Source organism: Paraburkholderia sp. UYCP14C, assembly GCF_004197395.1.
Lineage (GTDB): Bacteria > Pseudomonadota > Gammaproteobacteria > Burkholderiales > Burkholderiaceae > Paraburkholderia.
On sequence record NZ_SELS01000007.1, the window covers coordinates 131,622 to 154,270 of the forward strand.

Below are 22,649 nucleotides of genomic sequence, written 5' to 3' on the forward strand. Positions count from 1 at the left end.
TGAGTTGCGCGTGACGGCGCGCAGAATCGTCGCTTCATTCAATCGGCTGTGTGACGCATTGGGTCGCATTGCCAAACCCGCGCCCCGCCCTTACCTCTACCCGCCATGATCGCCAGCCCTCTGCTCACCGCCGATGTCCTGATCGCCTACAGCGCCTATTTCGTCGGCACCGCGAGCCCTGGGCCGAGCAATCTCGCGATCATGTCGCTCGCGATGAGCGCGGGCCGGCGCGCGGCGCTGGTGTTCGCGCTCGGCGTGGTGTCGGGTTCGTTTTCATGGGCGTTGCTCGCGTCGCTCGGGTTGTCGGCGGTGCTCGCCACCTACTCCGAATGCCTCGTCGCGATCCGCATCGCGGGCGGACTGTATCTGCTATGGCTCGGCTTCAAGTCCGCGCGCTCGGCGTTGAGCGCCGGCAAGCCGGTCGCGAGCGCGGCGCGCGTCGACGAACCGCTCGGGCGTCTCTATCTGCGCGGCCTGTTGCTGCATCTGACGAATCCGAAGGCGGTACTCGTGTGGCTGTCGATCGTGTCGCTCGCGATGTCGCCGGTACATGGCGCCGCGCACGCGATGCCGGTCGTGCTGGGCTGCATGGTGATCGGCGCGACGGTGTTCAGCAGCTACGCGATGCTGTTTTCGACGGCGTCCGCGCGGCGCATCTATACCGCGATCCGGCGCTGGCTCGATGGCTCGCTTGCGGTGATGTTCGGAGTTGCAGGAATCAAGTTGCTGACGTCGAAGAGTTAACGTGGATTGGTCGCCCCCAGACCGCGCTCTGCGATACTGGCAACTCGGCTCCATCAACGACGGCTGCTCACGCACCCACCCACGAATCGATGAACGGCAACGACCACGACGCACCTTCCTCCACCCGACGCTCGCCGCTGCAAAAGCGGCTCTATTGCACCGGCGCGGCAATCCTGGTCGTCAGCCTGATCGCCGCGGTGCTCATCTACATCAGCGCGCCGCCGCCCGATAGCGCGGTCGCGATGTACGCCATGGTCGATCCGCGCTACCAGATCGAGCTACAGCAAATCGGCGGCAACGCGGCAGTGCTGATGGCGCAGTTGCATCAATGGTTCGATAGCTTGTGGCACGGTTCAAGGCTGGCTTATACGGTCGCGGTGCTCGGTGCCGCGCTTGCGGCTGGGTGTTTCTTCATCGGCCATTTTTTCGCGGACGAGTGAGAGACGGGGCGCCCGCGTCTTTTTCCGCTGTTCAGGTATGCCCGTTGATGCAAGATCGCCACGCCGATCGTGCTGTGGTCGATCTCTGCCCGAAGCGAGACCCCGACTATTTTTTGGCCGCCGCTAGCGCGTCCTCAAATGAAAGCAGATTCTCAGATATCTTCTTTTCGCGATTTTCCGAGCGCAGGCCGTCAATCAGATCGGCGGAATATCCCTTGATACATTGTGGAGCGCTGCTCTCGTCATCGCGTTCGAACTGAAATTCACCGATCCCTTGAAACGATGTCTTGTCGCGGTTCTTGTCACATATATAGGTGTAGGTGAGAATGCCCGCGGCCTCGTCGATCGTTTCGGCGATCGATTTCCAGTGAGCATAGGAACGTCCGTCGGCATGAAATGCCTGACCACGAATCTTCAGTGACGACAGACTCTGCTCGAAATGTTCAACGGTGTAGATCGGTTCTCCGTCCGACGCCTCGAACTTTCCGATCCATGTGCCGTTCACGTAGCTCGGACCGAGCAGCTTGCGCTTGACCCACCGCCATTTCTTCGTGATCTTGACCAGTGCGGACGCCAACGATTTATAGATCCCAACTGCGGATAAAAGCGTGACACCCGGCTTGATCAGCTGATCAACCGACGGCGTAAAAGTCAGCAACGGAACGATGTGCTGAATGAAATAAAACATGATCAATACCGTGCCGGCCGTGACATACGAATGGAAGCGTTGCTCCGGAGTCATCTTTAATATCCTTCTTTCAGGCATGTTGAAACACGACCGAAACCAACCGGCACGATCTGGTCAACGCAAACATACCGAACGAACCACGCCGTTCGTCCAAAAAACGACAATCCCTCAAGCCATCAGCAGCGCCTCATATTCCGCGCGGAACTGATCGATCGAACTCTCCACCACCGTCACCGCGCCGTCGATCAAACCGCAGCGCCCGCTGCCCGGAAGAACGCGGCACAGGTTCTCCAGTGCTTCCAGATCGGCACGTACGCCGCGGCCCGTATCGAGCCGGTTCAGAAGCCGCATCATCTGAAACGTTCCGCCCTTGCAAGGCGGGCACTGGCCACACGATCCCTGCGCGAAGAAGCTCACGAAATCCGCGACCTTGCGCACGATGCTCGTGCCTTCCGACACCACGATCATCGCGCCCGTCCCCAGACGCGAACGGCGTTGACGCACCGAGTCGAAGTCCAGTGCAACGTCGAGGTCGCGCTTCGTCAGCAAGGTGTTGGACGGACCGCCCGTGAAGACCGCCTTGAACTCCTTGCCCTGCAGCATGCCGCCGCCGTGCTGGAACACCAGCGTCTCGAGGCTCGTGCCCATCGGCAGTTCATACAGACCGGGATGCAGGACATCGCCGGAAAGCGAATAGAGCTTGGTGCCGGCCGCGTTCCCCACCCCGAGGTCGCGATACCACTGCGCGCCGTGGCGCAGAATCCCGGGCACATGCGCCAGCGTCTCGACGTTGTTGACGATGGTCGGGGCGCCGTGCGCGCCCCGCTCGGCCGGGAATGGCGGTTTGCGCCGCGGAAACGGAAAGCCGCCTTCGACGCTGGCGATCACCGCCGTCTCCTCCCCGCCGATGTACAACCCCGAACCAGGCACGACGCCAAGCGATACGGGTGCGCCAATCCAACGTTCGACGGCAGCGAATTGCGCGTGCCCCGACCATTGCCTGACCGCCTCGCGAGTCGCGGCGAGAGACCCCGTTTGATGCGGATTCACGTACAGAACGACATGGTTGGCCCGCGTCGCCACCGCGGCGATCAGCGCGCCCTCGATGACCTGATGCGGGGTGTGTTCGAGCAGAAAGCGGTCCTTGAAGGTGCCCGGCTCGTCTTCGTTGCCGTTGCAGATGACGTACTTGTCGCCGTCAGGAGCGGCCGCGACCGGCGCCCACTTTCGATGTGCGGGGAAGCCAGCGCCTCCCATTCCGCGCAAGTCGGCCTCGGCGATCTCCGCGATGATCGCCGCCGGATCTTCGAGCGCTTTGGCGAGTCCCTCGCCGCCGCCGCGCGCGAGCCACGCATCGAGGTCGGCGCCGACACGGAAATCGTCCCTCATCAAGCACTGATTCAGCGTTTGCATCGCGTGCTCCGTGGTTCGCTCACCGGATGCCGCCGATCACGCGGCCGCGCGCGCTCGCGCGCAATCCCGCATCGACCCGCAGATCGAAATGGGCATAGGCGGGAAAGAGTTGCGGCGCCTTCACGTGAAGCGGCAGTCCCGCCAGCGTCAGCTCTCTCTGCCACGCATGCACGTGACCGATCCCGGCGCGATTCGCCATCACCCACTCCCTCGATTGCGCCGCCTTCGCGCCGGCACGGCGCCCCATGCTCAGAATGTCGAGCAGCGCGTTACCCATCAAGCGGTTGCGGCCGTGGATGCCACCCGTCACCTCGCCGACGCAGAAAAGCCCGGGGACGTTCGTGGCGCCGTCCTTGTCGATGGCGACGCCGCCGTTCTGATAGTGGAGCGTGGGATAAACGAGGAAGGGCTCCTGCGCCGCATCGATGCCGCACTTGCGCGCGAGATGGCGAAGCGTGACGAGGCGCTTCGCGAGTATCCCGGGATGCTCGATTTCGAGTGTCGGCGTATCGAGGAACACGCCGACCTGGCCGTCACGCTCGATGCCGCGACCCAGCGCGCACTCGCGCAGGATCGCCGACGCGACCACGTCGCGCGGCTTGAGTTCGTCGACGAAACGTTCCCCTTCGCCGTTCAGCAGTCTCGCCCCCGCCGATCGCGCCGCCTCGGAAATCAGGCCTCCCGCCAGATGATGCGGGTGGGCGATGCCGGTCGGATGGTACTGGAACGAGTCGAGCTCGCGAAGGCGCGCGCCGATCCGGTAGGCGAGCACCAGACCGTCGGCGGTGGCGCCGTAGTGGTTCGAGGTTGGAAACGAATTCAGGTGCAGTCGCCCGGCGCCGCCGGTGGCGAGGATCACGGCGCGCGCGCGCACCAGTACGAAAGTACGCCATTCGAGGTTGTAGATCACCGCTCCGGCACAGCCGCCGCGCTCGTCGGACAGCAGCTCGACCAGAGGGCAGCGGTTCCACAACTCGATGCCCGGGTCGAGGTCCACCGCCTCGCGCAGCACACGCATCATTTCGAGGCCGGTATAGTCCCGATACGACAGAATGCGCGCCGCCGATGCGCCGCCGGGCTTCTTGCGCATCAGATTGCCGCCAAGCGGCTGGTCCTCTTCCAGATCGAACATCATGCCGAGCTGGATCAGCCAGCGAATCACATCGGGGCCGTCCATCACCATCTGGGCCACGAGCTCGGGTTCGCCGCAGAAGTGGCCGGCGCGAAGCGTGTCCTCGAAGTGCAGTTGCGGGCTGTCGTCCTCGCCGATGGCCGCCTGGATGCCACCTTCGGCCATCACGGTGTTGCTGTCGCCGAGGCGCAGCTTGGTGGCGAGGATCACGCGCGCGCCCTGCTTCGCCGCCGTGAGCGCCGCTGCACATCCTCCACCGCCGCCGCCGATCACCAGCACATCGGTCGTCATCAGCTGCGCGCCGGCAATATCGACATCGTCGATCAGCGCGTTGGCCTGCAAATGGCGCGCGAGATCGGGCTGACACGGCTCTGCGCGATTCACCCCGACACTCAGCGCGACGCGCGCATGCGGCCCATGATCGGGGTGATAGGCCTTCAGCAGTTCGTCGACCGGGACCTCGTCGGCGCGCAACGAGGCCACCATCCCGGGTTGGTAGCGCTGTCGCGCGTTGTCGTAGGGTATGCCGGCGGACACGATGATTCGCTCCGCTCAGCGCGGCGGTTGCGCGCCCGGCGCATCGAAGTCGATCGTCATTTCACCGCTGTCGATCTGCTGCAGCCGTCGCATCAGATTGGACGGACGCAGCGAAAGCGATGCGATCATGCGACGCACGAACACGCCCAGATGGTTGGGCCGGATATGCTCGGGGCATGCGAGCGTGCACAGGTTGCACATCACGCATTCGTCGAACACCTGGCTCGATGCGCTCAGATTGCCCTCCACCGCCAGGTTCACGCCGCGCTGCACGTCCAGCCCCTTCGGACAGGCGCGATCGCAACCACTGCAATGACGGCAATGCGAGGCTTCGGGGAAGATTTCGGCGATCTTGCTGAGCGCCTGCCAACTGTCGCCGATCTCTTCGATGCGATAGACGTGACGTACCGACTCGGTGAAGTAATCGAGGAAAGCGACCTGCATGCCGTCTTCGACGAGGGTCTCGCAGGCGAGCGCGGTTTTGACTTCCTGCTCGCCGCTGCGTCGCACCATCACACGGCACGAGCCGCACACGCCCTGCGACATGCAGCCGACACCCTCGACAAGGGTCTGCCCCGCATGCCCCATGGCCTGCAGAATCGAGCAATTGCCCGGCGCCTGAATCTCGCGCCCTTCGATACTCACGCGAACCATGGCCTCGCACTCTCCTGGCGCGTCGTGAACGCTTCACTGGCGAACGCGCGAAAAAGGTCATATAAACCTTAGCACAAGGACGGTTGCGAGAACGGGCATGGCATGAAAACTTTCTGGAAGGCCGTCGCTCCTCTGACCGTGGCGATCGTGATCGGACTGATTCCCGCGCCCCCCGGTCTCGCCCAACATGCGTCACCTCGATAAGCCCGGTCGCAGCGCCCTTTTCGGCGTGATTCATATCGCCGTGTTTCTTTCGATTTGCGCGCCGATTCTGCTTTGAAGTTTGAGGCCGCTGTCCGTCCTCGTGCCGTATAGGACCAAAGTCCGATTGCCAGCAGCAAGGAATGAATGCCAGGCACTGGGACGTCTTCACGCTACCGCGTTTCGAGAACTACGCAAATCCGCTTCGCTCTACTGAGCTTCCAATTCTTGCTCGGCTCATCGAGCCAATCATGAAAGCGCTTGCGCCGCTCCTGCTTCGGAAGAGCGCGACCAATTCCGTCGTTCTTCCAACACGCACTAGCCGGAAAAATGCGGATTGATCGTGTCGTGAAACGGCGGAAGCCACGCGGGCCGCCCGAGCGTGACGTGCGCATTCCAGTGCATCTGGTGTGCGGCATCGCCAGTCCCCGCATCCGCGCAGCCCGTAACGAACGCAATATGCCCCACCAGCGGACGCCGGATCGCAATGAAGCGGACGCCCTCCGGCAGCGGCAATGCCCGCACGCCATAGACGCTCTGCAGTTGCCCGCTGGTATCGGCAACCGTGAATTTCCCCATGTACGTGTTCGCCCATCCGCCGCAGTCGAACTTCGTATCGACCATCAACGCCGGACTATCGGCCGATACTTCGCGAGGCTCCAGCCTGACGGAAAGCATGACGAGCGCAGCAATCAGCGCTGCCACAGGAATGGTACGTCGCTGCTGAAACAGGCGCTGGATAAATAAGAATCCTAGCAGTGCATACGCAGGCATCACCCACGTGAAGTAATGGATATTGCCGTATCGCCAGATCCCACTGGGCAAAAGATCGACGTATGCGACATACAGGCAGGTGTAGATCACCGTGGCCGCGGCGAGCAGCCAGATCACCCCCTCACGCCGGGACGCCCGATGAATCTGGCGCGCCAACAGCAGCAATAACGCGGGAAGAGCTAGCGCAATCCACGGCGCACGTTGCAGGATGCCGCGTCCTTCCGCAAACCATGGATACGGATCGAAAAAGACCACATACGATTTCCAAGGAAAATTCCAGAACACAAAACCGATCTTTGCCGATTGTTCGAAATAGTCCGTGGTATGAAAGTGATAGATCCGCAGATAAAGGAGCACGTAGGGAACGACAATGCATAACCCTCCGTAGATCGCCGAAGCCAGGTGACGGACAACAGGGCGCTTCTCAATCCAGTCGCATAGCAGCATCGCAAGCAGGGCAATCCCCGGCACCACCACGTCGACGGGATGGATCGCCATCACGCTGGCCGCGAGCAGACCGACCACGAAATAGCGCCGCTTCGCGCGTGTCTGTTCGGGCTGCAATACATAATGGCCGCTCAGCCACAAACTGATCCAGATGAGCGCGGCGACCGGGATGGTCGTCCATGGAACGACCCAATGCTGAAACAATTCGGGATCGCAAACGCTCGCGCCCAAAAACAGCAACACTGCCAGGACCGGATGGACGCCCACGCAGCGTGCGAAACCGGTAAAAGCAAAATAGCAGCCCAGTAGCGCAAGCAGGTTCGGCACAAAAAATGGATGAACTGGCGCGATTCCAACGAATAACGCGCCGATTGCGCTATATCCGAGCGGGTAGACGTAAAGCCCTACAGAAAAATCCCGATGCAATAAACCCGTCGCCGACTTCAGGTAATTCGATTGGTCCCACCAGGTCCACCAGCCATCGATGGTCGTAGTCGGCAACGCTGGATTCGCGAAATAGACCTTGATATAGAGTGCGGCGATCAGCACCGCGCCTGCCACAGAGATCCATCGGCTGATTGCCGAACTACCGAGACCCTGAATCAATGGGGACGTCAATGACTTGATTTGCATGATCGTGCTTGTATTGAAAATGCTGGCGGTACGCCCGCATTTCTCGTTGCGTTCTTCAACTCATGAATCGTGCGATTATAAAGAACTTGTGTGAAGCAGGTACTGCGCATTGAATATGCGCAGTACCTGTCGGAGGGGAAGTCAGGCTAACGCCCAGCCTCGAGACGCAACACCGAAATCGCTTCTTCTTTCAGCGCGACGGCCTGCCCTCCAGCGACTTTGCTGCGGCCACCGTTTGCTCGACAGGTTAAACAATTGAAGCAGGGGCCTGGAGGCCGCTGAAGATCGAATGAGTTCCTGACACGCGCTAGATATCGAAGTACAGATAAAACTCCCACGGATGCGGACGCAATTTGATGGTGTCGATCTCGCGACTGCGCTTGTAATCGATCCACGTCTGGATCACGTCGTCGGTGAAGACATCGCCTTTGCGCAGAAACGTGTTATCGGTTTCGAGCGCGGCGAGCGCCGCTTCGAGAGAGCCCGGCACCTGCCGGATATTGCGGGCTTCTTCGGGCGGCAGGTCGTAGATGTTGCGGTCGAGCGGCTCGCCGGGATCGGTCTTGTTCTCGATGCCGTCGAGGCCGGCCATCAGCATCGCGGCGAAAGCGAGATATGCGTTCGCCGATGGGTCCGGGCAGCGGAATTCGACGCGCCGCGCGTTCGGCGATTCCGAATACATCGGAATGCGCGCGGCGGCCGAACGGTTGCGTTGCGACATCGCCAGATTGACGGGTGCCTCATACCCCGGCACCAGGCGTTTGTAGGAGTTCGTGGTCGGCGCGCAGAAGGCCATCAGCGCGGGCGCGTGCTGCAGCAATCCGCCGATGTACCAGCGGCACATGTCCGACGTCAGCGCCCAGCCGCCCGCATCGTAAAAGAGGTTCTGTTCGTCTTTCCACAGGCTCTGGTGACAATGCATGCCGCTCGCGTTGTCGGCGAACAGCGGTTTCGGCATGAAGGTCGCAACCTTGCCGTGCCGACGCGCGACGTTCTTGCAGATGTACTTGTAGATCATCACGTTGTCGGCCATGCGGGTCAGCGTCGCGAAGCGCATGTCGATCTCGTTCTGTCCCGCGGTCGCGACTTCGTGGTGATGCACTTCGATCTGCACGCCCGCCTGCTGAAGCGTGAGCGCGATTTCCGAGCGGATCTCCTGCAGCGTGTCATGAGGAGACGTCGGGAAATAGCCCTCCTTATAGCGCTGCTTGTAGCCGAGGTTGCCGCCGCCGTATGCGCCCTCGTCGCGACCGGTGGTCCAGTCGCCCTCGCCCGACTCGACGTAGTAATAGCCGCAGTGCTGATCCTGGCCATAGCGGATCGAGTCGAAGATGAAGAACTCCAGCTCAGGTCCGAAATAACACGTCGACGCGATGCCCGTCTGGCGCAGATAGTTCTCCGCCTTTTTGGCCACGTAGCGCGGATCGCGCGAATACGGCTGCCGCAGCACCGGATCGACTACGTCGCAGATGATCGACAGTGTCGGCGTGCCACAGGCCGGGTCGACGAAGGCCGTTGCCGGGTCGGGCCGCAGCAGCATGTCGGACTCGTGGATCTCCTGAAAGCCACGGATCGATGAACCGTCGAAACCGATGCCGTCGCTGAACAGGTCGTCATGAACTTCGGGGAGCGTGATCGAGAAGTGCTGCCAGAGTCCGGGCAGATCGGTGAATTTCAGATCGACGATCTGGATCTCGCGCTCTTTCACGAGGTCGATCACATCGCTTGCGTTTTGCGGTCGCTTGACGCGATAGCTGCCCGCTTCGGCGGACACCGCAAACGGCGATCCGGTGGTTCCTTGCGTACTGGCCATGACCATTGTCCTCTTCCGCCCCCTGACCTCCCGTGTACTTATAGTCCAACACTAGTACGTCCGCGCGCGAAAACAAGGCAGCGGTGAGCGGACCTAGCGGTCCTGCGCCAGCGCCTTTAAATGGGCCTCTCCGGCATCTCTGGCAGCGGCGGAGGTCGCATACGTCTCGTCCGAAACGAGCGAGCGTTTGACTTCGCGAGCCCCGAAGTCGACCAGCGTGATCACCCAGACATGCTCGCCACCCTGCTCGGCCGTCTGCACGAAAGCGCGCACGTCGCCCTTGTCGTCTGATTTCATCGTGATCTCCTTGTGGAAAAGTCGCGCGGGAAAAGGGCTGCGCGACAATGAAGCCGTTCGCGAACCGCGGGGCGTTCCTCACGGCGCGCGTAACTTGATGTTAGGCAATGGAATCGCTCAATTGACGGATTTCTCGCTGCCGATGCCGCGCACGGCCGATGCGTTCGGTGGCGAAAGCTGATTGCCAGCAACTGGTTAAAGCCGTTCGATCAGGAAATCCTGCAGGCACGGCTCGCCGACGAATTCGGCGCGAGGCTTCAAAGAATACGCTCGACGCGCGCATCGCGAGCCACTATCAGCTCCGGTATTCGTCGGCCACGCTCGCGCACCTGCGTGTCGTGCGAGAGACTCCGTTCGCCTTGCCATCATGCAAGCCGCTTTCTATCCTGAGCGTAGAGAAACGCAGAACGGTTCTTACGCGCTCCCGAATGCGCTGACCCGCCGCAGGCCCACGGCGCCAGCCCGCCTCGCACCAACTCAAGGAACTGATCATGCAAACGCTCGACGATTATGTGTCCGACATCATCGCCCTGGACACGACGCCCACGCCCCGCAAGGTTCTCGTGTTGTCCCGTGCGCTGGTCGACGGGTTCACCAATCTGATCGGGCAGTCGGAAAGTCGGATGGTCGAATATGGGATGAACCTGTATTGGCGCGTCAACCAGCTTGTGCCTGGCCCCGTTTTCGTGGGATTGCAAGGCGGCACCGCGGTCGACATGCACACAGCGGCCGAATGCCAAAATCACGAATATGTAGGCGACTGTCATACGCACCCGTACCTCAAGAAGATGGGCGCAAAGGCCATGCTCGGCCCTTCATCGAGCGACTACATGGAGTGGTGGCTTAATAATCCGAAGAACTTCAACTTCGGGCTGCACTTCGTCGTGAGCGGCGATTCCGTTTTCCTCATCCTGACTCGCAACACCACCAGGCTAGGACATGCGTCACTCCAGGGCGCAATGCGCGGCACGGTCGAGGACACCAATGTCATCAACGAACCCATCCGGTCCGACATCGATCTGGCGGAGACCTTCAGCAAGGTGAAGAACACCACCAGGGAGCTCGACTTCTGGAAGTCCAACTTTCCAGACCACGCGCGCCAGTTCACGGATGCCAACCTCGCGATGAACGTCGCGCTCGCCGATTCGCTCGCTTTCGAGTACTACCGGGGCAAACTCGATTCCAACGGCGTCATTCTCGAGCGGCAATCCACGTTGGAGGTGCATGGTCCGGCCATGATCATCGGCACGACGCTCAAGCCCGTATCCACGGCGACGTGGATTGCGGACAACAAGGTAACGCGCTGCACAAGTTGCAAGCGCAGTTTTACCATGACGTTTCGCAAGCACCATTGCCGCAATTGCGGCAGGATCTTTTGCGACGCCTGCTCGAGTTCCCAGGCGCCCGTCAGGGACCGGCTGTCTCGTTGGGGGCGCCCTAAGTCTGGTGTGCAGGTCGCACGGGTGTGCGACGAGTGCTATTCGAAGTGCCGTTGAGCCGGACTAACGAAGCGCGGCTACGGACGTGCCGGCGATTGCAGGCGTCGCGCGAGCCTCCGGTGACGCGTGCATGACCGCAAAGGCCGATGACGCCCCATTTGCTACCGCGAACCGAATGGCCGCTCACACCTCGATGTCCGGGTGAAGATGCGGGCGCATCACACTTCATGCGCCTGATTTTGCCGTCGCCCCGTCGGACAGATTTCAGCTCTTTCTGGACGTTTTCGGCACAAATGGCGTGGGTATGTGCTGAACCTTCTCGCTTCCGCACTTCGGACAAGCCGGATGAGCGTTTTCATGCTCAACAAGATGCTCGGCATGTTCGAACATCTCACCGCACTTCTCGCACCTGTACCGGTAAGTCGGCATGGCATTCCTCCAACGAGAATTCCGCACGCCGTGCAGACCAGATACGGTCCACGACGTCGGCAATAACTCATTCTAGTGCAGGAAAGTGCGGGAAAACGCCCGCGTACGGTTAAGCCCAAATGTCAGTTTGACCGGTCACCTACCAGCCGAAATACCTGCACAGCATCTTCCAGCGTGCTCGCCTGTTCCTGCATGCTGGCGGCCGCGGCTGCCACCTGCTCGACCAGCGCGACGTTTTGCTGAAGCCGTTCATCCATCTGCCCGATCGCGCGGTTGACTTCGCCGATGCCGGTACTCTGCTCGTTGCTCGCGTGGGTAATCTCACCCATCAGGCTGACCACGCTATCGACGGCCGTGACGATTTCGGTCATCCCCCGACCGGCCTGGTCGACCAGTTCGCCGCCTGCATTGACGTTGCCAACCGAGTCGTCGATCAGCGCCTTGATTTCCTTGGCGGCCATGGCGCTGCGTTGGGCCAGATTGCGCACCTCGGCGGCGACTACCGCAAAGCCGCGGCCCTGGTCGCCGGCGCGTGCCGCCTCGACGGCCGCGTTCAAAGCGAGGATGTTGGTCTGAAAGGCGATCGAGTCGATCATGCTGATGATGTCGACGATCTTGTGCGAGCTGCCGCGGATCAACGACATGGTGGTGACCACATGGCCCACCACGCTGCCGCCCTTGACCGCCAGATCGGAGGCCGACGCGATGTGCTGGTTGGCGTGTGTAGCGCGTTCGGCATTGGCGCGCACCATCGCCGTCAACTGCTCCATCGTCGATGCGGTTTGCTCGAGCGAGCCAGCCTGCGCCTCGGTGCGGGAGGAAAGCTCCGCGTTGCCGGCCGCGATTTCGCGCGCACCCGTCGCGATCATATCGGACGCACGTCGCACGTTGCCGACTACCGAGGCCAAGCCGACACTGATGCCGTTCATTGCCTGCATCAACTGGCCCAGTTCGTCGCGCCGGCTCACATGCACCTGGGCGGTCAGGTCGCCGGCCGCGAGTTTTTCCGCGGCGGCCTTCGCTTCGAGCAACTGCATGCCGAGACCGCGCCGGGTCGTCACGTAGACCAGCGCGCTGACCAGCAGCGCGCCGAGCAGCCCGAAGCCGATCGCCCAGCTTTGCTGCGGAGTGGGCAACGCCGCCACCGGGCTCGACCGGTCGGGGGTGGTCACCGCCTGCAGCAGCCGACCGTAGCCCAGCAGGAGTACGGTATTCGCGGCCAGGGTCAGCAGCGCGAGCCGGGCTCCGATCGACAGGTTCCACACTTCACTGACATCGAGGCCGACGTACAGCGCGCCGATTACCTCGCCAGAACCGTCGCGGATCGGCTCGTAGCGTGTCATGTATTGCTTGCCGAATAGCGTGGCGTAACCGGTGTAGGGCTGCCCGTCGCGCAGCCTCCGATAGCCGGGGTGCGAGCGGTCGAGAACCGTGCCCACGGCCCGCTCGCCGGTTTGCCTTTTGACCGAAGTGGCGACCCGCACGAAGTCGTCGCCTATCGCGACGAACAACGTGCCCGTCGCACGGGTGTTGTCGGTGAAGCGGTCCACTTCGCCGTAATTGAGGTTCAGCAGCGTGTTCCCGTTCAGCAGCCTGGGGGTCATGACACCGAGGATGTCCACGCCGCTTGATGCGTCGCGTGTAAATGGAGCGGGAAAATACCCGGCGAGCGTACGCGCGTGACGGCGCACCTGAGCCTTGAGCGGCAGCAGAGAGTACATGAAGTGAACCCCCGTCGACTGGCTCAGCGAGCCAAATAGATTGGACGTTTTATTTTGAATTCATTAGACAGAATATTGCATAGGATGGCAATAGAGTGTCCTCGCTAATATCGGCTCACTTGAAGAAAGCGCCAGGCAAGCTTCAAGGACCCACGCCATCCGCTCTCGCTCTTTCAGGCAGGCTCCGATACGCAAAGCGGGTCAGTCTCGCCCGATCCACTCTCCACGGAATGCAAACCGAACAGTCCCACGAACTCCTCGGGTGGCAGGGGCCTTGAAAACAGATAGCCCTGCCCGCTATCACATGACCAGTCTCGCAACAGATCAGCCTGCTCGGCCGTCTCGATACCTTCCGCGGTGACCGAGAGTCCAAGCGATCGGGAGAGCGATACGATCGCCTGCACGATCGCGTCATCTTCGGCATTCTGTCCGATACCCTGCACGAAAGAGCGATCGATCTTCAGCACGTCGAGCGGTAGCCGGCGCAGATAGCTGAGCGACGAGTAGCCCGTACCGAAGTCATCGACGGCGATCGTCACGCCAAAGTCTTTGAGGCGACGCAGCGTTTCGATACTCTTCTCCACGTTACGCACGATCAGCCCTTCGGTAACCTCGAGCCTCAGCGAGGCCGGCCCGATCGACACTGCGTGCAGGGCCGCAGCCACGTCGTCGATCAGATTGGGATCGTCGAACTGCACAGGCGAAAGATTCACGCTGACCTGCAGGGGTGGATCGGCCGGATAGTTCCGTTGCCATTGCGCGACCTGCAAACAGGACTGCTCGAGCACGTGGCGACCCAGCGGGATGATTAGCCCGCTTTCCTCGGCGATTGCAATGAATTCGGATGGCGGCAATAGCCCGCGAACCGGATGCTGCCATCGAACCAGCGCCTCCATCTGATGAAAACCTTTGCCCTGCAGGTGCATGATCGGCTGGAAATGGACCCGCAGTTCATTGCGTTCGATGGCGTGGCGCAGATCGGTTTCGATCTCGAGCCGCCGGACCGCATCGGCGTGCATTCTCTCCTCGAAGATGACACAGCGGCCGCGGCCGCTGTTCTTGGCGCGATACATGGCAACGTCGGCGTCGCGCAGCAACGCGTCGGCGTCGCCGCGCTGCGCCTGGGCGTCCTCGAGGGCAAGGCCGAGGCTTGCGCCGACCATGTACTGCTTGTTGTCGAGTTCGAACGGCAGACTGAACTGCGTGAGGATGCGCTCCGCCACGGCCATCCCTTCGCTGACCGCGTCAGGGCCCAGATCGTCCAGCAGCAGCACGAACTCGTCTCCTCCGAGCCGCGCAACGGTATCGGTGGGACGCTGGCATTTCTGTAGCCGTTCCGACGCAGCGATCAGCAGCCGGTCTCCCGCATGGTGGCCGAGGCTGTCGTTGACACGCTTGAAGTAGTCCAGATCGACGAAGATCAGGCCGATCGTTGCGTTGCGCTCGCGCGCCCGCGCGCCAGCCTGTCCGACGCGGTCCAGCAGCAACGCGCGGTTCGGCAGGCCGGTGAGTGAATCGTAGAAAGCCCGTCTCGTCAGTTGCTCCTCGAAATGCTTGCGCTCGGTCGTATCGCTCGCGGTAGCCACGAGTGCTCCGACGGCGGGCTCGTTCAGCAGGTTCGTAAGCGTGAGTTCGACATAGCGCCAGTCCTCTCCTTCACCCCGGGTGCGGATTTCGATCGACTTGGTCGAATGCGGCGCGCCCGAGACGGACTGCAGCACGCTCTGGAGACTTGGGCGATCGGCGGGATGAATGGGGTCGACGACGTTGGTTCCCGCGAGGCGGCCCATGGTCCTCAGTGGGTCAGGGCGGCGTGTCGGTGCCTCGTAGGTGATGACGCCATCCGGATTGCAGACCAGAATCGCGTCCGTCGTATTTGCAACCAGCGCCTGAAGGCGCTGCTCGCTCTTCCTGAGCATGGCCTGAGCGGCCGCGTCGGCGTTGCGGCGAAGGCGTCGCAACATCTGCAGGAACAGCAGCGTCAACGCCAGGCCGATAAGCAACACGACCGGCGTGGAAACGAGCACGATCCGTTGAACCTTGACGAGCCGGTCGAGCTGGGTGGTGGCGTCGAGGCGATGCTGCGCGGCCGCGGCGATCACTTTGTCCTCGATATCGTCAAACAGCGGATCGGCGAGCTTCTCGTCGATGTCGTTGGCGCGCGCAATGTCATGCTCGTCGACAGCCGCGAACATATCCCGCGCATACGCGCGATAGCGAGCGTGCTTGTCGATCAGGTCCTGCAGGGTCCGGGCACTCTGCGGCTCGAATTGCAACGCTTTTTTGAGTGCCGTGTCGAGCGTCTCGCCTGCTTCAGCATGCTCGCGGCGGACCTCGGGGCGCGGGTCGAGGAAATACTTGCGCTCTGCGGACTCTTCCCAGGCCACGCTATAGCGGGCCTCCTCGAAGATCTTGTCGGCTTCGTTGCCCTCGCGAGCGGCCGAACCCGCGCTCAAGCTTTCATAGGCACCCCAGAACGCGAGCAGCGGCACGCTCAGGAGGACGAGCGTCAATCCGATGATTGCCGTACGGCGGGCCGGCGGGACATCGCTCGACGACTGTCCGGCGTTGGACGGACAGGGGCTGCCGCGCCACAATCGGCGTAGATCGAAATTCGCTCGTTGGGACGTCAAGGTCGCTCCGGTGAAAATGGATGCAGAACGACTCGTTAACGACGAAAAGCTTCGTGTCCTGAAGCCAGGGATTACGTGCGTAGCAGCGTTAAATCCCTGAACGAGAAGTCCCGCTCCGACGCCGCACGACACGCGTCCCCGTTACGGCGCCCCCTTCACCTGCTCATGCGGCTTCTCCACGCCGGCCATGCTCAGCGCCTCGTGCAGCGTGCCGAAAATACAGCGCTCCTCGACGATCGGCGTGATGCCATGCCGATCCATATCCGAGCGCAGATAGCGGTTCACCCGCGCAAAGATCACCTCGATGCCATTGCGCTTGAGCGCCGAGCACAACTCGCCCACCGAGCGCGCCGCCGAATAATCGACATCCGTAATCGCGCTGGCATCGACGACGAACCAGCGCACCGGGTTTGGTGCGTGATCGATCAGTCGCCGCGTATCGTCGACGAAAAAATGATCGTTCGCATAGAACAGATCGGCGCCGAAGCGATAGACGATCAAGCCCGGCGCGGTCTCGATGCCGGGCACCGCCGGCACCGGCACCCACATGCCGTCGCCGTTGGGCGCAAGCAGCATCGTGTGCGGGCGGTAGCTGTGCCGCACGTGACGCAGCAGCGATAGCGCAACCGCGACCAGAATGCCGTGCTCGACGCCGATCAGCACGACCGCCGCCGCCGTGAACAACGCCAGCGCGAATTCGCCGGGACTTTCGCCGCGAATCGACCACAGCGACTGCACATTGACCAGCCCGACCGCGATCGTAAACACGATACTCGCGAGAATGCAGTGCGGCAGATACTGCAGATAGCGGCTGAAAAACAGCAGCACGACCACCACCACCGCCGCGAACACGAGCTGCGCGAACTGGCTGCGCGTGCCGGCGCGATCGGCCATCGCGGTCTGCGTCGGGCTGCCGTTGACGACGAACGCGCCGGTAAGCGCCGCGGCCGCGTTGGCGGCCGCGATGCCGAGCAGGTCCGCGTTGGTATCGACCGGCTCGTGATAACGCTCGGCGAACACCCGGCTCGCGGCGGCGCTTTGCGCGACGATCATCACGAAGCACGACGCCGCCACCGGCACCAGATCGAGCATCTGCTGCCACGTGACCGACGGAATCTCCAGCGGCGGCAAGCCGCCCGCCACCGGTCCGAGGATCGAGATGCCGTGCGCGGCGAATCCGTACAGGTCGCTCGCGGCAATGCCCGCGACGACCGCGATCAGCGGCACCGGCAAGCGCGGCCAGAAGCGCTTGCAGACGAGAATCGCGGTCACCACGAGCAGCGAGACCGCCAGCGTCGGCCGATTGATCCGCGCGACCTGGCTCATGACGAGCAGCAGTTGTTTGACGCTGCTCGCCGCGTGTCCGGGCACGCCGAGCATGTCGCCGAGCATCGCGATGCCGACCTGCACGCCGACCCCGGCGAGAAAGCCGACCAGCACCGTGCGCGACAGGAAATCGGCGAGAAAGCCGAGCTTGAAGATGCGCGCGACGAGCAGCAGCGCGGCCGTCAGCAGCGCGACCATCGCCGCGAGCGACGCGTATTCGGCGCTCGACGCGGGCGCCATCGTCGCCAGACGGCTCGCGAAGATCGTCGCGGTAGCCGAATCGGCGGCGACGACCAGATGCCGCGACGCGCCGAAAAACGCGAACGCGACGAGCGGCAGAAATACCGTGTAGAGCCCGGTGACGGCCGGCATGCCGGCAATGCGCGCATAGCCGAGCACCTGCGGAATATCCATCGACGCAAGCTGCACGCCGGCCAGCGCATCGCGCACCGCCGCGAACCGGCTCAAAGGAAGAATGCCCTTCAGCACGCTGGCACGTGCCGCCATTTTGTGCAGAGAATCTTGCATAAGCGATGCCGACCCAAAACGAAGCTAATCGCGCATCCTGCCGCGAACCGGCATGCCAAGGCAAGTCTTGACGAAAGGGGGAACGGGCTATTGACGAAAATGAAAAAGAGAAAGCAGACCGAAAGAAAGCAAACGGTTGCTTATTTCAAACAGCCGACAAACTAACTTACCGCCAAATCGCAAAGCGAAAATCTCCACGGCGCGTGGCCGCGGGAAAAACGCCCGAGAAAACTACCGTTTGAACTGCCCTGTCTGCGGATCCACATGGCGCGCGAAACCGAACAGCGCAGCGATGCAGATCGGACAGGCGATCAGAAAGATGGCCAACATCACACTCACCCCGTAACAACTTGTTACCAGGGAGTTTAAAGAAATTTGAAGCAAGTTTAATGAGGGAAAACCGCAAATCACTATTGCAGCGGATTACGGCGGCCTTAAAAGGACCGTCACAACCGTAAGTGAAAACGCGAATAAGCCCACGACGCTGCGCATGACTAAACGCGCTGAATTGCCGCCGTGATTTTGAGGAAAGCCCCGCCGCGCATGGCTGGTGGCTACGCCCCCATTTCGCTCACGGATCTGCGCATAGCGGGCATAGGGCAACTGCCATGGCGCGCGTCCGCGCGCCAGCCATCACACCGCCACGATTAGGCAAACGCTTCTAGCCCTTTGCGCCGCGCGTATTCTTCTTCTGCATCGGCGCTGGCCCGACCGATTCGCGCATCGTCACGCTGACGGGAAACTCGCGGAAGATCTCCCACGTGGTGGCGTAACACTGGTTGATGAGCCAGCGCACCGCGTTTTGCGTCAGCTCCGCTGTCGGAATATGCACCGACGTGAGCCCGGGCGCCGCGTATGCGGCCGAGTAGTCGTCGTCGTAGCCGATCACGGAAATGTCGTTCGGCACCGAAATGCCCGCCTGGTGAAAGCGCGCAAGCACGCTGACCGCCATCGTGTCGTTCGCGCAGAACAGGCCGGTGACGCGCCGCTGCGTATCGAGCAGCTTCTGCGCGGCCGCATAGCCGCCTTCGTGCGAGAAGTCGGATTCGATCAGCGTGACGTCGTCGCGCGCAATGCCGGCTCGCGCAAGCTCGGCGAAAAAGCCGTCGATCCGCATCACGTTGTCCGACGCGGTAGCGGGCCCGGAAATCACCGCGATGTCGCGATGCCCGTGATCGAGCAGCGTGCGCGCCGCGAGTTCGCCGCCGCGCCGATGGTCCGCGCTGAACGACGCGTCCGGCAGCTGCTCGAACGCGCGATTCAGGAACACCATCTTCGGATGCATACCATGCAGCATGATCAGGTCTTCGTCGTGCAGATCGTGGCTGATCACGACCACGCCGTCGCAATCGCGGCCGATCAGAAAGCGCACCGCCTCGATCGCCTGCTCGCGCGGCGACACCTCGCCGCAACCGGTCGCGACCACGATGTGCCGCCCCACCGCGCGCAACTCGGTGTCGGTCTGCTTCAGAATCGTGCCGTAGTAGGAACCAAAGAAGGTCGGCACGAAGATGCCGATGATGCCGAGTTGCTGGGTCGCCATCGCCCGGCCGATCGACGACGGGCGAAAGTTCAGCGCCGCGATCGCCGCCTTCACGCGCGCCGCGGCATCGGCGGAAATCGGCCCCTTGCCGGAAATGGCTCGTGAGGCGGTCGACATGCCCACGCCGGCCAGTTCCGCGACGTCCTTGAGTGTTGCCACGCGCTTCTCCATCAAGCCTGTCTCGACGAGCCGCTTCGCGTGACACGCGCCGCGGCGTTATAAACGCGCGCCGCTCGCTTCGTCGAATAGCGAAACATGCGCGGCGTCGAACGAGAACGCCACGGTGTCATCCTCCGCAATCGGCGCTTTGGTCTGATCGATCGACGCTATCTGTTCGCCATGATAGTCGAGCCAGATCACGCGGTGGTTGCCCATCGGCTCCATCAGCGAAACTTTTGCGCGCTCGCTGGCGCCTTCCGTGATATGCACGTCTTCGGCGCGCACGCCGAGTACGCAAGGAACACCGTGCGCCGGCGACTGCTTGAACTCGTACGCCGACACGTCGATTCGCGCATGCCCGGAGCAGAAGTGGAGCGCGCCGTCGCGCGTTTCGAGCGTGCCCTTCAGCAGATTCATCGCCGGCGAGCCGAGGAACGTCGCGACGAACAGGTTGTTCGGCCGCGCATAGACCTCGGCCGGCGTGCCGAACTGCTGGATCACACCGCCGCGCATCACGGCCATGCGGGTTGCGAGCGTCATCGCCTCGACCTGGTCGTGCGTCACATAGATCATCGTCGCGCCGAGGCTGTGATGCAGTTGCTTCAATTCACGGCGCAGCTCGGTGCGCAGCTTCGCGTCGAGGTTCGACAGCGGCTCGTCGAACAGGAACACGTCGGCTTCGCGCACGATCGCGCGGCCGATCGCGACGCGCTGCCGCTGTCCGCCCGACAACTGCGACGGCTTGCGCTTGAGCAACGGCCCCAGTTGCAGCATCTCCGACGCGCGCGCGACGCGCCGCGCGATTTCCGCCTTCGGCGTGCCGTTGATGCGCAGAGCGAACGACAGATTGCGCTCGACGCTCATGGTCGGATACAGCGCGTATGACTGGAACACCAGCGCGATGCGGCGATCCTTCGGATCGGCCCACGTCATGTCTTCGCCGGCGATCTCGATGCTGCCGTCGCTGACGTCGATCAACCCCGCGATGCTGTGCAGCAGCGTGGACTTGCCGCAGCCCGACGGCCCGAGCAGCACGACGAACTCGCCGGCGAGCACGTCGAGATCGAGGTTCTCGATCACCGTGTTCGCGCCGAGGCGAATCGTCAGATTGCGGACCGCCACGTTGGCGGGATGCGTGAGCGCCGCGGCGTCGGAAGCAGCGTCCGCGCTTGCAGCCGGCACGCTGGCCGCATCGATCGTATTAGCCATGTCTGTCATGCTTTATCCCTTGACGGCGCCCGACGCAATGCCGCGCACGAACCAGCGGCCCGAAATGAAATAAACCGCGAGCGGCACCATCGACGTCAGAATGGTCGCCGCCATATTGACGTTGTAGAGCCGCTCGCCGGTCGTCGTGTTGATGATGTTGTTCAGCTGCACCGTCATCGGCAGATTCTTCGTGCCGGCGAATACGAGACCCAGAATGTAGTCGTTCCAGATGTTCGTGACCTGCATGATCAGCGCGACGACGATGATCGGCGTCGACATCGGCAGCATCAGCTGGAAGAAGATGCGCCAGAAGCTGCCGCCGTCGATGCGCGCGGCCTTGAACAGCTCCTGCGGAATCGACGCGTAGTAGTTGCGAAACAGCAGCGTCATCACCGGCATGCCGAACATCGTATGGATCAATACGATGCCGGGCAGCGAGCTGAACAGATGCACGCTCGCGAGCACCCGCACGAGCGGATAGATCATCACCTGCACCGGAATGAACGCGCCGACCAGCAGCACGCCGAACAGCAGGCCCGCGCCGCGCGGCCGCCAGAACGACAGCGCGTAGCCGTTGATCGCGCCGACCATGATCGACAGCACCGTGCTCGGCGCGACGATGCGCACCGAGTTCCAGAAGCCGACGCGAATCCCGTTGCAATCGAGCCCGGTGCAGGCCGACTGCCAGGCGGCGCTCCACGCGTCGAGCGTGAAATGCATCGGCAGCCCGAGCAGATTGCCGAGGCGGATCTCGCTCATCGGCTTGACCGACGTGACCAGCATCACATAGAGCGGCAGCAGAAAGAACACCGCCGCGGTGAGCAGAAACGCGTAGATGCCCAGACGCGCCGGCGTGAACGCCGCGCGGCGAGGCCGCGTGCGCGCGCGCTGCGGCAGACCGCCTTTGAGCGTGGAACCGAGCGTGTTCATCCTCTCTCCCCGCGCAGCGCAGCGCGGCTGCGTGCATAAAAGAACGGCGCGAGAACCGCGAGCACCGTCGCGAGCAGCACGATCGACGCAGCCGACGCAAGGCCGATGTTCGCGCGCCCGAACAGATAGTCCATGATGAATTTGGCCGGCACTTCGCTCGCGGTGCCGGGGCCGCCCTGCGTCATCGCGACGACCGCGTCGTACAGCTTCACGACCATCACGAACAGCAGCACGAACGCGGTGGAGATGGACGGTCCGAGCATCGGCACCACGATGCTCGCGTAAACGCGCCAGCGCGGAATGCCGTCGATGCGCGCGGCTTTCCACAACTCTTCGTCGACGCCGCGCAGACCCGCGAGCAACAGCGCCATCACGAGGCCCGAAGCCTGCCACACGGTCGCGATCACGATCGTGTAAATGACCCAGTCCTGATCGACGATCCAGTCGAAGCGCGCATGCGGGAAGCCGAGATTGCGCAGCACCTGTTGCGCACCGAACGACGGATTCAGAATCCATTGCCACACGAGCCCGGTCGCGACGAACGACATCGCGTACGGATACAGAAACACCGTGCGCAACGCGCCTTCCGCGACCACCCGCTGATCGATGAAGATCGCCAGCAGCAAGCCGATCACCATGCACGCGATGATGAAGCACGCGCCATAGATCACGATGTTCTGCAGCGACGTGAGCCAGCGATCGTTGTGGAACAGCCGCACGTACTGCGCGAAGCCCACGAAGTCGTTAGACGGAAACGTGTGCGAATTGCTGAGCGACACGCGCGCGGTCCAGACCATCGTGCCCAGATAAGTGAACACGACGGTCAGGAGCATCGGCAGCAAGGCCAGCCAGACCGCGATCGAAAACCGCCGGTTCAGCGGTTTGTTTCGCGGCTTGGGTTGCGACTTGCCGTGTGGTTTCGAACCCTCGGCTGGCAGCTTGAGCGCGTGCATGGCGAG

18 protein-coding genes are annotated in these 22,649 nt (G+C 62.4%); 3 read left to right on the plus strand and 15 right to left on the minus strand.

Going from position 1 to position 22,649, the window contains the following annotated elements; all coding sequences use genetic code 11:
* Nucleotides 1-105 precede the first annotated feature (105 nt).
* Nucleotides 106-744, plus strand: coding sequence for a LysE family translocator (locus EVC45_RS08915; protein ID WP_129957626.1), 639 nt, complete (start codon nucleotides 106-108; stop codon nucleotides 742-744).
* Between the two features lie 89 nt (nucleotides 745-833).
* On the plus strand, nucleotides 834-1,184 hold the full coding sequence (locus EVC45_RS08920) for a hypothetical protein (RefSeq protein ID WP_129957627.1): 351 nt from the start codon (nucleotides 834-836) through the stop codon (nucleotides 1,182-1,184).
* 106 nt (nucleotides 1,185-1,290) lie between these two features.
* Here EVC45_RS08920 and EVC45_RS08925 read toward each other — a convergent pair whose 3' ends face one another.
* From EVC45_RS08925 to EVC45_RS08955, 7 genes are all read right to left on the minus strand, one after another.
* Entirely contained in the window at nucleotides 1,291-1,926 is a 636-nt protein-coding gene (locus EVC45_RS08925; RefSeq protein ID WP_129957628.1) for a hypothetical protein, read from the minus strand.
* Nucleotides 1,927-2,040: 114 nt separating this feature from the next.
* Nucleotides 2,041-3,285 (minus strand): NADH-quinone oxidoreductase subunit F, encoded by a 1,245-nt coding sequence (locus tag EVC45_RS08930; protein ID WP_129957629.1) that lies wholly within the window; start codon nucleotides 3,283-3,285, stop codon nucleotides 2,041-2,043.
* Between the two features lie 19 nt (nucleotides 3,286-3,304).
* Nucleotides 3,305-4,954: an FAD-binding protein gene (locus EVC45_RS08935; protein ID WP_129957630.1), complete on the minus strand. Its 1,650-nt coding sequence runs from the start codon at nucleotides 4,952-4,954 to the stop codon at nucleotides 3,305-3,307.
* Between the two features lie 15 nt (nucleotides 4,955-4,969).
* Nucleotides 4,970-5,608: a 4Fe-4S dicluster domain-containing protein gene (locus EVC45_RS08940; RefSeq protein WP_129957631.1), complete on the minus strand. Its 639-nt coding sequence runs from the start codon at nucleotides 5,606-5,608 to the stop codon at nucleotides 4,970-4,972.
* A 519-nt stretch (nucleotides 5,609-6,127) separates the two neighbouring features.
* The gene (locus tag EVC45_RS08945) at nucleotides 6,128-7,663 is read right to left on the minus strand and encodes a hypothetical protein (RefSeq protein WP_129957632.1); all 1,536 of its coding nucleotides are present in this window, start codon (nucleotides 7,661-7,663) and stop codon (nucleotides 6,128-6,130) included.
* Between the two features lie 307 nt (nucleotides 7,664-7,970).
* On the minus strand, nucleotides 7,971-9,476 hold the full coding sequence (gene glnA, locus EVC45_RS08950; protein ID WP_129957633.1) for a type I glutamate--ammonia ligase: 1,506 nt from the start codon (nucleotides 9,474-9,476) through the stop codon (nucleotides 7,971-7,973).
* 93 nt (nucleotides 9,477-9,569) lie between these two features.
* On the minus strand, nucleotides 9,570-9,773 hold the full coding sequence (locus EVC45_RS08955; protein ID WP_129957634.1) for a hypothetical protein: 204 nt from the start codon (nucleotides 9,771-9,773) through the stop codon (nucleotides 9,570-9,572).
* 491 nt (nucleotides 9,774-10,264) lie between these two features.
* Between EVC45_RS08955 and EVC45_RS08960 the strand changes: the two genes are divergently transcribed.
* Nucleotides 10,265-11,269 (plus strand): FYVE zinc finger domain-containing protein, encoded by a 1,005-nt coding sequence (locus EVC45_RS08960; RefSeq protein ID WP_129957635.1) that lies wholly within the window; start codon nucleotides 10,265-10,267, stop codon nucleotides 11,267-11,269.
* Between the two features lie 207 nt (nucleotides 11,270-11,476).
* On the opposite strand, the gene EVC45_RS08965 is transcribed toward EVC45_RS08960, so the two are convergent.
* The 8 genes from EVC45_RS08965 to EVC45_RS09000 all read right to left on the minus strand — a co-directional run bounded on the left by EVC45_RS08965 (nucleotide 11,477) and on the right by EVC45_RS09000 (nucleotide 22,643).
* Complete coding sequence (locus tag EVC45_RS08965; RefSeq protein ID WP_129957636.1) at nucleotides 11,477-11,641, minus strand: FmdB family zinc ribbon protein; 165 nt, start codon at nucleotides 11,639-11,641, stop codon at nucleotides 11,477-11,479.
* Between the two features lie 122 nt (nucleotides 11,642-11,763).
* Nucleotides 11,764-13,362 carry a methyl-accepting chemotaxis protein gene (locus EVC45_RS08970; RefSeq protein WP_129957637.1) on the minus strand — a complete coding sequence of 533 codons (1,599 nt, stop codon included), beginning with the start codon at nucleotides 13,360-13,362 and terminating at the stop codon, nucleotides 11,764-11,766.
* A 173-nt stretch (nucleotides 13,363-13,535) separates the two neighbouring features.
* Nucleotides 13,536-16,127, minus strand: coding sequence for a bifunctional diguanylate cyclase/phosphodiesterase (locus EVC45_RS08975; protein ID WP_129957638.1), 2,592 nt, complete (start codon nucleotides 16,125-16,127; stop codon nucleotides 13,536-13,538).
* Nucleotides 16,128-16,136: 9 nt separating this feature from the next.
* On the minus strand, nucleotides 16,137-17,849 hold the full coding sequence (locus EVC45_RS08980; RefSeq protein ID WP_129957639.1) for a SulP family inorganic anion transporter: 1,713 nt from the start codon (nucleotides 17,847-17,849) through the stop codon (nucleotides 16,137-16,139).
* A 661-nt stretch (nucleotides 17,850-18,510) separates the two neighbouring features.
* Complete coding sequence (locus EVC45_RS08985; protein WP_129957640.1) at nucleotides 18,511-19,563, minus strand: substrate-binding domain-containing protein; 1,053 nt, start codon at nucleotides 19,561-19,563, stop codon at nucleotides 18,511-18,513.
* A 45-nt stretch (nucleotides 19,564-19,608) separates the two neighbouring features.
* Nucleotides 19,609-20,769: an ABC transporter ATP-binding protein gene (locus tag EVC45_RS08990; protein WP_129957641.1), complete on the minus strand. Its 1,161-nt coding sequence runs from the start codon at nucleotides 20,767-20,769 to the stop codon at nucleotides 19,609-19,611.
* A gap of 3 nt (nucleotides 20,770-20,772) precedes the next feature.
* Nucleotides 20,773-21,690 carry a carbohydrate ABC transporter permease gene (locus EVC45_RS08995; protein WP_129957642.1) on the minus strand — a complete coding sequence of 306 codons (918 nt, stop codon included), beginning with the start codon at nucleotides 21,688-21,690 and terminating at the stop codon, nucleotides 20,773-20,775.
* Nucleotides 21,687-22,643: a carbohydrate ABC transporter permease gene (locus EVC45_RS09000; RefSeq protein ID WP_129957643.1), complete on the minus strand. Its 957-nt coding sequence runs from the start codon at nucleotides 22,641-22,643 to the stop codon at nucleotides 21,687-21,689. The genes EVC45_RS08995 and EVC45_RS09000 overlap by 4 nt, the downstream gene beginning before the upstream one ends.
* Nucleotides 22,644-22,649 lie beyond the last annotated feature (6 nt).